Genomic DNA, 16,271 nt, shown 5'->3' with positions numbered 1-16,271 from the left:
ATCTTAAATCAGCCTATCATAGGATTCCTTGTCATGATGAACCAACCAATAGATCCTTTTTTTCGGCGCTTATTTATTGTCGTTGCGATGGTGGTGGGTATATTGTTACTGTATTTGATGATGCCAGTCATTATACCGTTTGTCTTTGCTTTCGTACTGGCTTACTTGTTCAATCCGCTGGTCAAACGCTTATCGAAGTATATCAAACGCTGGGTGGCGATTATCATTGTCTACTCCACCATCACTTTAGGAATGGTGTTACTGCTTTGGTGGTTGATACCGACTTTGTGGCATCAGTTGCAAGCGGCGTGGGAGTATCTGCCTAAGGTCTTAACTTGGTATAATGAAGTCGTACGTGAATGGTTCGTTAACAACAGTCGTATCAATCTGCCAGAGTTGGAGTCTAAAGGGTTTTCTGAGACATTGGTTGAATATATGCAGACCAATTATAAGTTTGAAGATGCCAGTACCATGATGAACCAAATATTGGTATCGAGCATGAACTTTATTAATAATGCTGGACTCATTGTGCTAGTACCGATTTTAACCTTTTATTTTTTGTTCAATTGGGATCAGCGTCTGCAGACATGGAAGCTGGCAATTCCCGCTGCGTATAGTGAAAAAGTCATTCAGATTGCTCGAGAGTGTGACCTTGCATTGATGGCATTTATCAAAGGTCAGCTATTGGTGATGGTATTATTGGGTGCTATTTATGCGGTGCAATTACAGCTTATTGGGCTTGAGCTTGGGCTGATTATTGGTATGGTTGCCGGTATTGCTAGCTTTGTTCCTTATTTGGGTTTTGGCATTGGTTTTATCGCTGCCATTATAGCCTGCCTGTTCCAGTTTGGGCTAAATTGGACGTATTTGTCGCTGATCGTCGGAGCGTTTTTAGTTGGGCAAGCCGCAGAAGGTTATATTCTACAGCCGTTACTATTGGGTGATAAGATAGGTCTATCGCCGCTTTGGGTGATTTTTGCCGTATTGGCAGGCGCAAGCTTATTGGGTTTCGTTGGTATGCTAATTGCTTTGCCAGTGTCTGCCGTGCTTAATGTACTGTTTCGCCATTTATACATCTACTATCGTTCGACAGATTTTTATAAAGGTCGTAAGCAATTGGCATTGTTTGAGAAGAGATAAATATTTTATCGTTAAATTGATAGAGTCAAGGGGAATTAATAGTAAATGGTGTGAGAGATAAACAGCGATGGATAAGGCTTAATAGGTAAAAGACTTGTCAGTCATTTTGCAAATATGTTATATATAGGCGCAGTATTGACAGTATCAGCCGTTATCCAGTTGGTCGTTAACAAGATGACTTTTGATTAGGTGATTCTCAGATATACTCTCGATTAAAACAACGAGATGCTAACGCAGCAAGTTTATATCAGGTAGTATAAGAGCATCTCAAAGACAGTTATTAATAATTTATCCTTTTATTTATTGCATTACGCAAAACGAGTTGATGATTCATGGCAGAAGCACAGCTAAGTCTCAATCTGGACATTAAGCATGATGCAAGTCTAAGTGACTTCGCCGGTCCTGGTTGGATGTCGATTATTGATGCAGTGCGGCAACTACATGTCGGCCTGATCGGTCAGCTGTACCTATTTGGCAGTCCTGCTACGGGCAAGTCGCACTTATTATCCGCTATCTGTGAGTCATTTATTGAGATGGACAAGTCAGCGATTTGTTTGTCACTCAATGAGTTGATTCATACCGATGTGCACGTCCTCTCCTCTCTAGAAAACTTCGATCTAATTGCGATCGATGATTTAGAGGTGCTGGAGCAAAGCAGTCAATGGCAAGAAGCCTTATTTCATTTGATTAACCGCAGTCGTGAAGGTCAGCGTCAATTGTTGTTTGCAGCCAATAAGCCTGCTGGTGATTTGCCCTTTCAATTGAGGGATTTGCTGACTCGTTTGGCACAAGCACCTACGTTTAAAGTACCTAATGGTCATGACTTAGCCGACCGTCAGGCGTTATTACAATCTATCTTGCGTCGGCGTGGTTGGCAGTTTGATGATCGAATTATTGATTATTTGCTTACTGAAGGACCGCATCGCATCGGTGCGATGATGGAAGTACTCAATTATATTCAGCCGATGTTTTCGAACCTTGGGCGTAGCAATATATCCAAAGCAGTCATCACTGACGCATTGCGTACCATTGATGAGCAGACACTAGCAGCAGAGCTTGCTGATATTGCGCAAGAGACACAGGTAGATAACGATTCAGCGGAACAAGATCAACATACGATGCCACTTGATTTTTAGCATTAAAAACTAAAGTCTTTTATCCAAAGCGCTTTTACTATTGCCAAAACGTTTTCACTATTAATGGAATCACTTATGAAATCCAATGCTTCTTTGCTAAAAAAACTGACCATCAGCACGTTGCTTATTGGTGCAGGCTCTGTCTCTATGCTGTCGCATGCTGAAGTAACGCTACTGGTTGATGACCATATCAAAGTCACGGCTATCAATGGGCAAGAAGTGCAGCAGAGCGCTTTTCAACCATTGACTAAAAAGTTCACGCTTCAGCCAGGTCAACATGCGATTACTGCGAAGTATGATCGCTTATATGACTTGCGCCGTGATGAGCATGATTATTTACGTTCGGGTAATGTGAGCGTGACGGCAGAATTGGCGGACAATCAAACCTATCGTCTGACCATGCCGAATCAGCCAGAAGAGTATGCAGCAGCTAAAGAATATGCCAAGCGTCCGATACTGGCAGTAGAGAAAAACAATACTGTGGTTGCAAGTCAGCAAGGTATCGCTGGTAATCAAGGTGGATTGTTGTCAGGTTTAGGCAAGGCGTTCGGCGGTGTGTTTGGCGGGGCAGATGATGCAGAGCTACAGAATCAGCGTGCGATTGCCGCATTAGATCAACCAAGTGTGAATACGGGTACGGTAGCGACTACTAAGCAAACCACTAGCGTTAATTCATCTGCTAATACCTTAGATCAATTTATGCAAATTTGGTTACAAGCCACGCCTGCTGAGCGCGAAAAAATGCGTCAATGGATGCAAAAATAAGGTTTCATTAGCAACAGCAAGCACAAAAAAAGCACCTAAAGTAGGTGCTTTTTTATGATCTAGATTTTAGGGCGTGCCCTCAATCCAATCAATTACTCTCTAAATGGGCTAAAAATGGCTAAATTTTGTTAAACATCGTCAAATAGCTTATCAATATCTCGATATTAACAGCGCTATCTTCCTTGTTTAACTGCAATTTATCTCATTTTTATCACCATTTTTAAAATGAGGACACGCCCTAGTGATGTACTGTTTAATTAGTAATGATTAACCCAAAAAGGCGTTATACATCCAGATGAGCTTTTCTTGCTCTTGTACATAGGCATCTACGAGGTCAGCTGTTCCTTGATCTTCGCTGTCTGCTGCTAGAGCAGATACTTTACGCTGCTCTGTAATTAAAGCTTGTAAACCAGTTACCACACCTTTCACACAAGCATTGCCATCTTTGACGTTTTTATCTTCTTGAATGCTAGTATGCTGAGTAAAATCGCTATAAGCATGCAGCGGTGTGCCGCCCAAAGTTAAGATACGTTCAGCGATTTCATCAATTTGTAACTGTAGCGCGGTATACAGTTCTTCAAACTTTGGATGCAAGGTGAAAAAATGCTCACCTTTTACATTCCAGTGATAGCCACGGACGTTTAAATAAAATACGTGATAAGTTGATAATAAATTGTTTAGTTGTGCAATGACTTCGCTCATGTCAGCTTTTTCTAGACCGATTTGATTAGTAGCGTTACTCATAATATTATCCTTATAGTTTGAGTGTTGATATAAAACATTAAATGAAGAAGATGAGAAGTGTAGCAACTCGTGTGCTGCATTACTATGCTCGTTAATATATTAACGCTTTTCAGCCTTAAAAAGTAACAATCTTAGAAAATAGTATGGTAAAACTGCCATATAGAATGGCATCAGCTTAAGCTGAAATCATAACTATACATTCATATAATTTAGAGCAATTATCACCTTGCTTTTGATAGCTATTATAATAGCAGAGCACCATCGATAAGTTAAATTCAATAAATTTATAATTACGATTGATTTTGTAAAAAGTATTTTTTATTGATCATTTCTTTATCGCTCATATAGTAAGCGATAAAGAAGTCTTCTACTATTTTATGCTGGCGGCTGTAAGTTTTCAGGATTTAAGCCTTTAACGGGGATAACTTCTTGCAAATGCTGACGTACCGTATCGATCGGGAACTTCTGTGCTTCTAAGCGTTTTGGCACAATTTGGCTGCCTTGTTGACCTTTCATCTCAAACATCATAAAGATATAGTCGTCCGTCTCATCCCAGCTTTTGACAGCTGACCATGGAATGACGGCTTGCTGGGTCGTGCCTGCTCGCATTTGCATGCCGCGCATTTGGTTGTTATTAAATGTGTCAGGCTGGTTCACTGGCATCGCCATGACGAGGCCATGCTTTTGTACGCCCAATTTCATCTGACGCATCTCGTCTGGCATTTCTTGATCGGCCACTTGCTTGTCAAACTCTCTTTTGACATACCATTTAAAGCCAAGGGTACGAACTAGTAAATAAATGACGACTGAAACTAACATCAGCCAAAAGATAATGGTTGAGTAGCCGGTGACAAAAACCAACCCTGCGATCGCTAGTACCACGGTTACCGCCATAATGATCCATTCTTTCATTTTGATGCTTTTTAGACCGAAAGAAGGGCTGGCACTGGCAAATAGCTCGTATTGTGCTTGGTGAAATTCTGCCTCAGTTAGGTTTAAGGCGACAGGTTGTAGCGTATAGGGGTACAAGGCCATAAAGGTTTCTCAAATACTTGTATTGAAAGTGTTGGGTTTAAATCGACAAAACGTAGCAGCTACGTCGTACTTGGCTAGAAGTCGAATAAAAGGTATGCGCTTATCTTACCGAAAAGTACCCCTAAATGAAACATATAAGCCGCTCTGTTCGTTGATAGAGGTGATATTAATGGTTTTAACAAAGATGGGCGAGGCTTATTGAGGTAAGCTGAACTTTGAGAGATGTATTTAAAGCAAATATAACTGGCTACGGATAATGAAAGTAATAAATGAAAATTCAATCAGCAGAGGTCAAAACATGGTCAAATCTGCTGTGTCTTGGTATTATAGCGGCTATCACTTATTTTGATAAAATCAGCACCTTTAAAAACAGTATCTTTAAAAATAACACTTTCGAACCTCTTCCTCACTTCTAGCGTTACAGGCAACTATTATGATTGATCCAAAACTCTTACGCGGCGATTTAAGCGATTTACAACAGCAACTGGCCACTCGTGGTTATGCACTTGACATAGATTTTTGGCAAATGGTTGAGTCAGAACGTAAATCTTTGCAGATCAAAACCGAAGAGTTGCAGTCGAGCCGTAATGCGGGTGCTAAGCAAGTGGGTGCTTTGAAAAAATCAGGCGGAGATGCCAGTGAGCTATTGGCTGAGATGCAGAATGTCAGCGGTGAGATTAAAACAGCCGAAGACGAGCTGCGCACTCTACAAGAGCGTATCAACAAAGCTGCTATGCAAATTCCAAATATTCCAGCAGCTGATGTGCCAGTGGGTACGTCAGAAGATGATAACGTAGAAGTGCGCAAGTGGGGCACGCCTCGTACGTTTGATTTTGAAATTCAAGATCACACTTATATTGGCGAGACACTTGGTATGCTCGACTTTGAAGCAGCGACCAAGCTGACTGGTAGCCGCTTTAATGTGCTAAAAGGACAGTTGGCGCAAATGCATCGCGCGTTGATTCAATTTATGCTCAATACCCATACCATGAAGTACGGCTATCTTGAGACCTATGTGCCTTATATTGTGAATTCAGACAGCCTCAAAGGTACGGGGCAGCTGCCTAAGTTTGAAGATGATTTGTTTAAGCTGAAAAATCACACAAACAATGAAGATATGGATTTTTATCTCATTCCTACGGCCGAAGTGCCAATGACCAACTTGGTACGTGGCGAGCGTTTAGATATTAGCGAGCTGCCACTTAAGTTTACCGCGCATACGCCTTGTTTCCGTAGTGAGGCGGGCTCTCATGGGCGTGATACTCGTGGTCTAATCCGTCAGCATCAGTTTGAAAAAGTCGAGATGGTTAACATCGCTACCGCTGAGCAATCTGACGACTTACTAGAGGCAATGACAGGGCAGGCCGAATACATCTTGCAGCAATTGAACCTACCATACCGCACGGTGCAACTATGTACTGGCGATATGGGCTTTGCAGCACAAAAGACTTATGACATCGAAGTCTGGTTACCGAGCCAAGACACCTATCGTGAAATCTCAAGCTGCTCTAACTGTGGTGACTTCCAAGCGCGCCGTATGGGCACACGTGTCAAAGACGGCAAACAAACCAGCTTAGCACACACGCTAAATGGTTCAGGCTTGGCAGTGGGTCGTACACTATTGGCAGTGATGGAAAATCATCAAAACGCTGATAGTAGCATCACCATTCCAGAAGTATTGCGTCCGTTTATGGGCGGTGCTGAGACGATTAGATAGATAATAACATCAGGTCATTATACTAACTAATGACCTGATCTTTAGGTTTATAAATTTCTATCAGAATGTTTTTCAACCCTAATATTATAGCTATTACCTAAAGGAGTGATAAGTTTACTATTTATTTTATTAACCATATCCTCAATCCTTGTACTGTAGTTGACAACTAAAAGAATTGCTTCCGTAGGTATTATTTCTTGAAGTTCTAACCCGTCCCAATACATTATTAGTTGGTATAAATGTATCGGCTGAGCATCTCCAACCTTCAACTCATAAATAATTACATTACCATCTGCTTTTTCTCTGTACACATCTATTTTCACACCACTTGACCAAACAGAATATTCATCTGTAACATCATCTTCTGGAGTTGTGGCTTTTATCATATCTATCCACTTCTGTTTCAGTTCTTTTTCTGTTTCTTGACGTACATCTTTAGGTGGCGGAAAGTTGTTTAATTGTTCAAAAATTTTGTTCCAACCTTGGTCGTCAAGATTAAAATCAGTTTTATTATTAACAGTGGTTAAGAAACCTCTAGGAATATTGGGGATACGTAATTCACCTACGAAATCATTATATGTATTGTGGCGATTCAACTGTGAAGTACCATTTTTTGTCTTCCATATGTGGTCAAACATAGAAGTAGCCAGTACTCTTTTGCCTAACCGTATATCAATTCCTTGAGTTGGAATATTGTTAAGATAGTAGTATTGGTTTTTGTTATTACTAACTAATGATTCACATTTTACTTCATCAAGAGTACCGTATTCATATTCAACCTTATAAACCTTACTTCCGAATTCTACTTCAAAATATTTTATTTCTGATCTACCAAATGGTACGTGAACAGGAGGTACTCTCATCCTATCCTTTTCGATAGAAACTTGAATAGTTCCTTGATTATCTCCAGTGCTTTTGTCTAATTCTAAGTAGCCTCTATAGAATACACCTAAGTGTTCAATTAACCATCTTCTAAGTTTGATCAAATCATTAGTAGGACCCCCTCTGCCTTGTACTGTTCTAATATATTCTAAAGTAGTTTCTGCATAAACAAGTGTTGATATTTCGGCAGGCAGGAAGTCATTGTCTGGAAATTGATCATTGTCTTCTAACTGCATCGTTGGACCAAATGGTCCTTCGACAGAAGATATTTTTCCTTCAGGTTGCTTTGTCCATATTTTCCAATAACCATCACCTCTAGTTAATGTAGCCAAGGAATTTTTTAATCCAAAACCATGTTCATGTAATCTATCTGAATCAGGAGATGGAGTCCTACCAAGTTGAAGAGCTTCTTCCAATATTTCTAGAGACATTCCTAGTCCGTTATCAACAACATAAACTCCAATTTTATTATTATCTACTGGCTGAAAAATAATTTCTACACGAAATTTTTTAGAGGGTTGAGTAGAGGCAACTGCATTATCGACTAACTCGCTAATACATTGATGAAATAACATATTTTGTTTCGCTAGTCCCATAAACACACCTTTAGTTGCAACTAGTTGTACATCATGCTTTGCCATTTATAACCTTCCTTATTAAGTTTAATATTAATACTTTTATTTCATAAATTAATATAGCAAATAAAGTCGCTCTTGACTCCAAGTCATTAACAGATCGTGGTAAAATATCCTCTTTTTGATTCAAGCTGTTGTTTCTTCTTTATTATCGCCACAACTGTTAGGACACTCTATGCCAGCTCCAATTAGCGAACGTAAATTAGCCAATGCCATCCGTGTACTGTCGTTTGACGCGGTTCAAAAAGCCAACTCTGGTCACCCAGGTGCCCCAATGGGTATGGCTGATATTGCCGAAGTTTTGTGGCGCAAGTTTTTGAAGCACAACCCAACCGATCCACAGTGGCACAACCGCGACCGCTTTGTCTTATCGAACGGTCATGGCTCAATGCTTATTTACTCATTGCTGCATTTATCTGGTTATGACGTCAGCGTTGATGATCTGAAAGGTTTCCGTCAGTTGCATTCAAAAACCCCAGGTCATCCTGAGCTTGGTTATACACCAGGTATTGAAACGACTACTGGTCCACTAGGTCAAGGTATCGCCAATGCCGTTGGTTTTGCAATTGCAGAAAAAACTTTAGCGGCGCAGTTCAATCGTGACGGCCATAACATCGTTGACCACAATACCTATGCATTCTTAGGCGATGGTTGCTTGATGGAAGGTATCAGTCATGAAGTGTGCTCACTGGCTGGCACGTTAGGTCTTGGTAAGCTGGTCTTCTTCTATGATGACAACGGTATCTCTATCGATGGTAATGTCGAAGGCTGGTTCACTGATGATACGCAAGCGCGTTTTGAGTCTTACGGCTGGCAAGTTATCAAAGTAGATGGTCATGATGCGGATGCGATCACTCAAGCAACTGAACAAGCGCTTAACGAGACTACCAAACCAAGTCTTCTGATTTGCGAAACTACGATCGGTGCTGGTAGCCCGAACAAACAGGGTCTAGCAGCCAGCCATGGTGCTCCGTTAGGCGATGACGAAATCGCCTTGACTCGTGATGCATTGTCTTGGAAGCATGCCCCATTCGAATTAGATGATGAAATCTATGAAGCGTGGGATGCTAAAGCCAAAGGCGACGTACAACAAAAGAACTGGGAAGCTGACTTTGACGCGTATAAAAAGGCCTATCCTGAACTGGCGTCTGAGCTATTGCGTCGTCTAAATGGTGATTTGCCTGCTGACTTTGATAGCCAAGCACAAGCCTATATTCAGCAAACGCAAGAAGCGGGTGGCGATGTTGCCAGTCGTAAAGCCAGTCAAAATGCGATCAATACCTTACAGCCATTATTACCAGAATTGCTAGGCGGTTCAGCGGATTTAGCTGGCTCGAATCTAACGCTATTCAAAGGCGCTAAGGGCATCGAAAAAGACGCTGACGGTAACTATATCTATTATGGTGTACGTGAATTCGGTATGACCGCGATTGCCAACGGTATTGCATTGCATGGCGGTTTTATCCCTTACGTAGCAACTTTCCTGATGTTTATGGAATACGCACGTAACGCGGTACGCATGGGTGCATTGATGAAGCAGCGCGTCATCCATGTCTATACGCATGACTCTATCGGTCTGGGTGAAGATGGCCCGACGCATCAGCCAGTTGAGCAATTGACTAGCCTACGTACCACGCCAAATCTACGCACATGGCGTCCGTGTGATGCGACTGAATCTGCAAGCGCTTGGGTAGAAGCAATCAAGTCAGAAAACAACCCGTCAGCGTTAATCTTTAGCCGTCAAAGCTTGCCTCATCAAGCCCGTGATAGCGAGCAAGTAGCCAACATCACTAAAGGCGGTTATGTACTGGCAAAAGAGCAGAGCGAGCTACAAGCAATCATCATCGCAACTGGTTCAGAAGTTGGCCTAGCAATGGAAGCGTATGAAGCACTAAGCGCAAATGGTGTTGGTGTCCGTGTGGTATCTATGCCATGTGCTGAGATTTTCGTAGAGCAAGATGCTAGCTATCGTGAAGCCGTGTTGCCTGCCAATATCCGTGCTCGCGTAGCAGTTGAAGCCGCGCATGTAGATTATTGGTATAAGTTTGTTGGTTTAGATGGCAAAGTCATCGGCATGACGACTTATGGCGAATCTGCTCCTGCAGATCAGTTATACAAAGAGTTCGGTATTACCACTGACGCTGTGGTTGAAGCGGTAAATAGTTTGGTGTAATAAACCTAACTTAGTCAGTATTTAAAAAAAGAGCTGCCGGAGAAATCTGGTGGCTCTTTTTATTGGCTAAATAATCAGTATATTCATAATGGTATTTAGTCCATAATTAAAAAAAACAGAGTACGGAATAATTATGAACTGGGATTTGTTGAGTATTTTTATCACGGTCGGCTTGGCACATTTTCTTGCACTATTGAGTCCTGGACCGGATTTTGTATTGATCGTAAAGAGTGCGATTAAGAACGACAGTAAAGACGCAATAGGGGTTGCGCTCGGTATCACCTTTGCTAATGCTGTGTACATCGGTCTATGTCTAATTGGTGTTGGCTCAATTTTAGCCGCCTCTGCACCTATTATGATTACGCTAAAAATCATTGGTGGGTTGTTTTTAATGTATCTTGGTATACAGGCGTTACGCGCACGAAAAGATGCGTATGACCAATTTCAGGTAGCCCAATCAGCCCATTCAAATATACCTAAGACAACTTTTTTAAAGGAATTTACTGCAGGGTTTTTGTCTGGAATATTTAATCCTAAAAATCTACTCTTTTATCTCAGTTTATTCACTGTAGTGTTGACACCAGAAATAAGTTTTGTGTTCAAATTGGGCTTAGGTATTTGGATGACTGTTGTGGTATTCGCGTGGGACACTGCTGTCATATTTCTATTGTCGACTCGCAAAGTACGCGCTAAATTTACCCAAGTTGCTTATTACATCGATAAAGTTACAGGGGCGTTGCTTGGCGTCATTGGTTTAACTATCGTCAGAACAGCAATTGTAGATCGGTAATTTTAACCAAAAGTAATTAGTATATTGATATTGAACGTTATTTATTTTTTCATAACCACTTTCAAGAAAAAAACCATGTCCATCAAATCCACTTTCAAAGGCTTTCTAGGCGAGACCGTTATCAATGTCGCCATGTGGCTAAAACTTGAAAAAGATGTCTATCACCGATTAAACGGTATTACCTTGCCAAGAGCCAATGGTGGCAGTACCCAAATCGATCATATTATCGTCTCTGTATACGGCATCTTTGTCATCGAAACCAAGAATTATAAAGGCTGGATATATGGTAGCGAAAAGCAAAAGCAGTGGACGCAAGCTTTCCCAAATGGAAGTAAGTATAAATTCCAAAACCCATTACGCCAAAACTACTTGCACATTAGGACTCTCGCAGATTTATTAGGATTGGAGCTGAGCTACTTTCATTCGATGATTGCTTTCATCGGTGAGTGTGAGCTGAAAACTCGTGATGAGTTACCTGAACACGTATTGACAGGTGGGATGGTCTCTTATGTGAAGAAGAAACAAGATGAGATACTAAGTGAAGACGAGGTTAAATCCATCGTTGAGCAGATTAATAGCAACAGACTTAGCAAATCTTGGCGCACCAATAGAGAGCATAAAGCCTATCTAAAAGACAAGCATAGCCTCTCAAACAAACAGCCTAGCAGTAACGCTACTGATAAAACAATTGCTAAAACTGCCAGTAAGCCTACACTCGAGCCGGTAATAAAAGAAACCGCTAAACGAGCCACGCTGAAAAGCCGAGAAGTGCTGCGATGGTCGGGTCAGACTGAGATTGAATCTAGCGAGTTGCTAACGGACAGTCTGAATACCCAGCAGACAAACACACCATATGTCAGTATATCGCATGATGTTGCTAATAAAGTGTTTCTTACACCGTTTGAGGTTGTAGAGCTTGAGCCACAGGTGGAAGCACCTGCAATATTTGAGGCGACAAACCCTACTGCTAATCTCGTTCAAGCGCCAACTTGCCCGAAATGTAATGGAGAGATGGTTAAACGCACTGCAAAAAAAGGCGAACGCCAAGGACAATTCTTTTATGGGTGCGCGCAGTTTCCAAAGTGCCGAGGTGTAGTAAATATTGCTTAGCCTTTAATTCTCTTACCCATATATTTCTTCCAAACGTAAACAAGCAACCAATCGACCATCCCATTCACGCAGTTGTGGCTCGACTTCGCTGCATTGCTGCTTGGCATACGGGCAGCGTTTGTGCAGTGCGCAGCCACTTGGTGGATTGAGCGGACTTGGTAGCTCACCTTGTAGCGTTAAGTCGTTTTTATGACCGCTGATAGTCGGTGCCGCAGCCAACAGAGCGATGGTATATGGATGTTTTGGCGCGTTATAAATTGCTTCTTTCGGGCCATGCTCAACTGCCTGACCTAAATACATGACCATCACATCATCAGCGACATGACGCACGACTGATAAGTTATGCGAGATAAAAACGTAAGCAGTACGATATTCATCCTGCAAATCCATAAATAGGTTCAATACTTGCGCTTGAATCGATACATCGAGCGCGGAAGTTGGCTCATCAGCGACGACAATTTTAGGATTGAGCATCATGGCGCGGGCGAGAGCAATACGTTGGCGCTGACCCCCTGAAAACATATGTGGATAGCGGCCAGCATGTTCGGGTCGCAGACCCACATTTCGCATCATCTCATTGATTTTGTCACGCTTGTCGTCTTTAGAGAGTTTGGTATGAATATCCAATGGTTCAGTCAATTGATAGCCGATAGTATGACGCGGATTGAGGCTGCCATAAGGATTTTGAAAGACCATTTGGATTTCAGTACGTAGCTCTTTGAGCGCTTTTCTGCTATAGCCAGTGGTGCCTTCATCGTTGATAAATAGCTCGCCATCAGTAGGCTCTTCAATCAGTGTCAACTGGCGGGCAAGGGTAGACTTACCGCAGCCTGACTCACCCACGACGGCCAGCGTCTTGCCTGCTTCAAGCTCGAATGAGATACCATTTAACGCTTTAACGTAGGCCTTCGCTTTGCCCAAACCTTGAGATACAGGATAATGCTTGTGTAGATTGTCTGCTTTTAGGACCACTTTATTACTCATACTTGTGACTCCAAGGTAGCAGCGTGAGAGGGGCGAGCAGAAGGATCAGAATAAATACAGCGCACTTTGCCAGTAGGTGTATCTAAAATAGGGGGTGGTACTTCGCAAGCGGGCTCTTTATACGGGCAACGCGGAGACAATAAACAACCAGTTGGGCGGTCATATTGACTCGGCACGACACCGGGCAAGCTATTCAGACGGTCTTGACCGATAGCCAATTCAGGGATTGCTTGCAGCAAGGCTTCAGTATACGGGTGCGCAGGCTTTTGAAAAATCTCTGGCACAGTACTGGTTTCTACTACTTGTCCAGCATACATGACCGCGACATCACGCGAGTTCTGCGCGACCAGTCCTAAATCGTGGGTAATCAGTATCATCGCCATTTGTTTTTCGCGTTGCAATCGGCTTAGCAAGTCCATTATTTGCGCTTGTACTGTGACATCGAGCGCGGTGGTAGGTTCATCTGCGATGAGTAGTTTGGGCTCACAAGCAATTGCCATCGCAATCATAACTCGCTGACTCATGCCGCCTGAGAGTTGATGTGGATAAACCTTGAGGCGGTTTTTGGCATCGGGCATCTCGACCAACTCTAGCAGCTCTAAGATACGTGTCTGTACTGCTGAACCTCGCAAGCCTAGATGCTTGCGTAAGACTTCACCCAGTTGCATCTCAACCGTGAAGCTTGGATTTAAGCAAGACATAGCATTTTGAAAGATCATTGAGATGTCTTTGCCAATGATGCCGCGTTTTTCTTTTGCTGACATACTGAGCATGTCTTTATCATCGAACATAACGCGCTTGGAACGGACAGTTGCAGAGGGTGGTAGTAGCCCCATCAGTGCCATCATCGTAACTGACTTACCCGAGCCAGATTCACCCACGACTGCGATGACTTCGCCTTGTGTAATCTTTAACGACACATCATCGACTGCACGAAAAGCGCGCACCCCTTGCCCGAAAGTCACTGAAAGATTTTCAATATCTAACAACAATGGTGATTCTTTTTTTGATACGTCATTCATAGAAGTGTGAGTGGTAGGCGTTTTAATTAATGGTTCAGTCATCTTAGGTCACCTGCTTTAATTTGGGATCTAGCGCATCGCGTAGGCCATCACCAGTCAAGTTAATCGACAATGCGGCTAAGAAAATAGCGACACCGGGCCAAATCGCTAGCCAAACATTACTTTGAATATATTGACGCGCCGTACCAAGCATTGCACCCCATTCAGCATCGGGTGGCTGTACACCAAAGCCTAAGAAACCAATTGCACCTGCTTCTAAAATAGCAGAAGAGAAAATCATCGTTGCTTGTACGATAAGCGGTGCCATACAGTTGGGCAAAATGGTGATAAACAATAAGCGTAGCACGCCAGCACCCATCACTTGCGAAGCGATAAAGTATTCACGCTGTAGCTCTACCATCGCAGTTGCGCGCGTCAGACGAATAAAAGGTGGCGTACAGACCAAGGCGATGGTAATAATCGTATTGGTCATAGAAGGGCCTAGGATGGCGGCGATAATGATCGCCAATAGTAAGCTCGGATAAGACATCAAAATATCATTGACCAGCATGACCGCTTTGCCCCAAACCTTGGGCCAAAATGCAGCACTAAGTCCCAATGAAACACCGACTAACATGGCAAGAGTCGTCGCGCTCAGACCGATAAATAGGGAGTAACGCGCGCCATACATCACCCGAGACAAGGTGTCTCGTCCAGCATCATCCGTGCCTAGCCAAAACATGGTATTGCCGCCATCCAGAAAGGCAGGCGGCAACTGCTCTTGACCAGTAAATAACTCGTAAGGGTCATGGGGTGCAATGGCAGGCGCAAGGATAGCAATAATGACCATCAATGCCAGTACAATAAAACCAAGCACCGCGCCTTTATTTCGGCAAAACGTCGATAAAAATAGCTGCCAAGATGACGGCGGTGTGGCGGCCATAAGGTTGACATCAGAGGGAAGAACAGAAGGCTTCATGAGCAGTTCCTATAGTGGCTAGCGCGTTGAAAGTATGTCAGTCTCGTTTTTAGTAAGCCTTTAAAATGTGCTAAAACTCACTCAAGACCATACAAACACCAATAACCACTACTTATAATATGAGTATTTATCAATGTTAAATTAAGAAGTATGGCGAATACGTGGATTAATCAGACCATACAAAATATCAATAAATAAACTAACCAAAATCAGAGCAGTGGCGACCAATAAAATACCGTTTTGCACGATAGGATAATCACGAGTGAAAAACCCATCGAGCAGCCAATTACCAACACCTGGCCAACTAAAGATAGTCTCAGTGATAATAGCCCCCGCGAGCAAGGTCGCCATCTGTAAACCAATCACAGTCACCACAGTGATTAAGGCATTACGCATGACGTGTACCAATATCACGCGGCGCGGCGATAGGCCTTTGGCGCGCGCTGTACGCACGTAGTCCTCATCTAACACCTCTAGCATCGCCGAGCGTGTCATCCGTGCAATCATTGCGAGTGGTATGGTCGATAAGGCAATAGACGGTAGGATAAAGTGTTTGACCACATCCCAAAATGCGCCAGGTTCTCCTGATGTTAAAGAGCCAAGTAGCCATGATCCATATAAAGGTTTGACGTCTAAAAACTGCGCGACAGATATGACACCGGCGACGGGCAACAGGCCGAGATAATGGGCGAATATACCCGTGAGAATAGGCCCTAATAAATAGATGGGCATAGAGTAGCCAGCCAGCGCCCCTGACATTAGAGTGTAGTCAATCCATGTACCACGTCGTAGCGCGGCAAAGATACCTAAGCTCACACCGACAACACTGGCAATGACAATGGCACACAAAGCCAGCTCTAAGGTTGGTACAAAATGAGCAAAGAAGTCTTGTAATACCGGAGTACGAGTACGAAAGGATTGACCAAAATCACCGGTCAATATTCCGGTTAAGTAATCCCAATATTGGACAATGAGGGGTTTGTCTAAGCCAAGTCTTTCTAACGCTCGAGCATGTAGCTCTGGATCGACCATACGCTCACCCATCATAATCTCGACGGCATCTCCAGGGACGAGCCGAATTAGGGTAAATGTCGATAGCGTTAAGCCAAGATAGACAGGAATTAGAATGGCAATGCGACGCAATATATAAAGTAGCATGGGCTGCTCAATTCAATAGTTG

Annotated in this window: 14 protein-coding genes; 7 read left to right on the top strand and 7 right to left on the bottom strand. The window is 42.9% G+C overall.

The genetic code is table 11. The features are described 5' to 3' along the window. The first annotated feature begins 33 nt into the window (after positions 1–33). The 3 genes from C8D84_RS01165 (at position 34) to C8D84_RS01155 (ending at position 3,041) form a co-directional block, all read left to right on the top strand. Positions 34–1,140, top strand: a complete 1,107-nt coding sequence (locus C8D84_RS01165) for an AI-2E family transporter (protein ID WP_060491635.1) — start codon at positions 34–36, stop codon at positions 1,138–1,140. Between the two features lie 332 nt (positions 1,141–1,472). Further along, positions 1,473–2,276: a DnaA regulatory inactivator Hda gene (gene hda / locus C8D84_RS01160; RefSeq protein WP_060491634.1), complete on the top strand. Its 804-nt coding sequence runs from the start codon at positions 1,473–1,475 to the stop codon at positions 2,274–2,276. Between the two features lie 75 nt (positions 2,277–2,351). Continuing rightward, positions 2,352–3,041: a DUF2057 family protein gene (locus tag C8D84_RS01155; RefSeq protein WP_087814453.1), complete on the top strand. Its 690-nt coding sequence runs from the start codon at positions 2,352–2,354 to the stop codon at positions 3,039–3,041. A gap of 267 nt (positions 3,042–3,308) precedes the next feature. On the opposite strand, the gene C8D84_RS01150 is transcribed toward C8D84_RS01155, so the two are convergent. Beyond that, on the bottom strand, positions 3,309–3,785 hold the full coding sequence (locus C8D84_RS01150) for a Dps family protein (RefSeq protein WP_045453127.1): 477 nt from the start codon (positions 3,783–3,785) through the stop codon (positions 3,309–3,311). Between the two features lie 375 nt (positions 3,786–4,160). Further along, positions 4,161–4,820 (bottom strand): YcxB family protein, encoded by a 660-nt coding sequence (locus tag C8D84_RS01145; RefSeq protein ID WP_055125130.1) that lies wholly within the window; start codon positions 4,818–4,820, stop codon positions 4,161–4,163. Between the two features lie 433 nt (positions 4,821–5,253). Between C8D84_RS01145 and serS the strand changes: the two genes are divergently transcribed. After that, the gene (serS, locus tag C8D84_RS01140; RefSeq protein ID WP_087814454.1) at positions 5,254–6,537 is read left to right on the top strand and encodes a serine--tRNA ligase; all 1,284 of its coding nucleotides are present in this window, start codon (positions 5,254–5,256) and stop codon (positions 6,535–6,537) included. 47 nt (positions 6,538–6,584) lie between these two features. On the opposite strand, the gene C8D84_RS01135 is transcribed toward serS, so the two are convergent. Continuing rightward, the gene (locus tag C8D84_RS01135; RefSeq protein WP_087814455.1) at positions 6,585–8,060 is read right to left on the bottom strand and encodes an ATP-binding protein; all 1,476 of its coding nucleotides are present in this window, start codon (positions 8,058–8,060) and stop codon (positions 6,585–6,587) included. Positions 8,061–8,229: 169 nt separating this feature from the next. Here C8D84_RS01135 and tkt point away from each other — a divergent pair, with 169 nt between their 5' ends. The 3 genes from tkt to C8D84_RS01120 all read left to right on the top strand — a co-directional run bounded on the left by tkt (position 8,230) and on the right by C8D84_RS01120 (position 12,127). Continuing rightward, positions 8,230–10,227 (top strand): transketolase, encoded by a 1,998-nt coding sequence (tkt, locus tag C8D84_RS01130; protein ID WP_087814456.1) that lies wholly within the window; start codon positions 8,230–8,232, stop codon positions 10,225–10,227. Positions 10,228–10,360: 133 nt separating this feature from the next. Next, positions 10,361–11,017 (top strand): LysE family translocator, encoded by a 657-nt coding sequence (locus C8D84_RS01125; RefSeq protein WP_055125127.1) that lies wholly within the window; start codon positions 10,361–10,363, stop codon positions 11,015–11,017. Positions 11,018–11,092: 75 nt separating this feature from the next. Next, positions 11,093–12,127 carry an NERD domain-containing protein gene (locus C8D84_RS01120; protein WP_109589391.1) on the top strand — a complete coding sequence of 345 codons (1,035 nt, stop codon included), beginning with the start codon at positions 11,093–11,095 and terminating at the stop codon, positions 12,125–12,127. Between the two features lie 12 nt (positions 12,128–12,139). On the opposite strand, the gene C8D84_RS01115 is transcribed toward C8D84_RS01120, so the two are convergent. The 4 genes from C8D84_RS01115 to C8D84_RS01100 all read right to left on the bottom strand — a co-directional run bounded on the left by C8D84_RS01115 (position 12,140) and on the right by C8D84_RS01100 (position 16,249). Then, positions 12,140–13,111, bottom strand: coding sequence for a peptide ABC transporter ATP-binding protein (locus C8D84_RS01115; protein WP_087814458.1), 972 nt, complete (start codon positions 13,109–13,111; stop codon positions 12,140–12,142). Continuing rightward, positions 13,108–14,175, bottom strand: a complete 1,068-nt coding sequence (locus C8D84_RS01110; protein ID WP_211181222.1) for an ABC transporter ATP-binding protein — start codon at positions 14,173–14,175, stop codon at positions 13,108–13,110. Before C8D84_RS01110 ends, C8D84_RS01115 begins: the two co-directional genes overlap by 4 nt. A gap of 1 nt (position 14,176) precedes the next feature. Further along, a complete protein-coding gene (locus C8D84_RS01105; RefSeq protein WP_087814459.1) occupies positions 14,177–15,091 on the bottom strand; it encodes an ABC transporter permease in 915 nt (304 codons plus the stop codon). A 141-nt stretch (positions 15,092–15,232) separates the two neighbouring features. Next, positions 15,233–16,249 (bottom strand): ABC transporter permease, encoded by a 1,017-nt coding sequence (locus tag C8D84_RS01100; protein WP_045453107.1) that lies wholly within the window; start codon positions 16,247–16,249, stop codon positions 15,233–15,235. Between the last annotated feature and the right edge of the window lie 22 nt (positions 16,250–16,271).

The organism is Psychrobacter immobilis, from assembly GCF_003148585.1.
Classification (GTDB): Bacteria; Pseudomonadota; Gammaproteobacteria; order Pseudomonadales; family Moraxellaceae; genus Psychrobacter; species Psychrobacter immobilis.
This window is presented reverse-complemented; position numbering and strand designations above follow the sequence as displayed.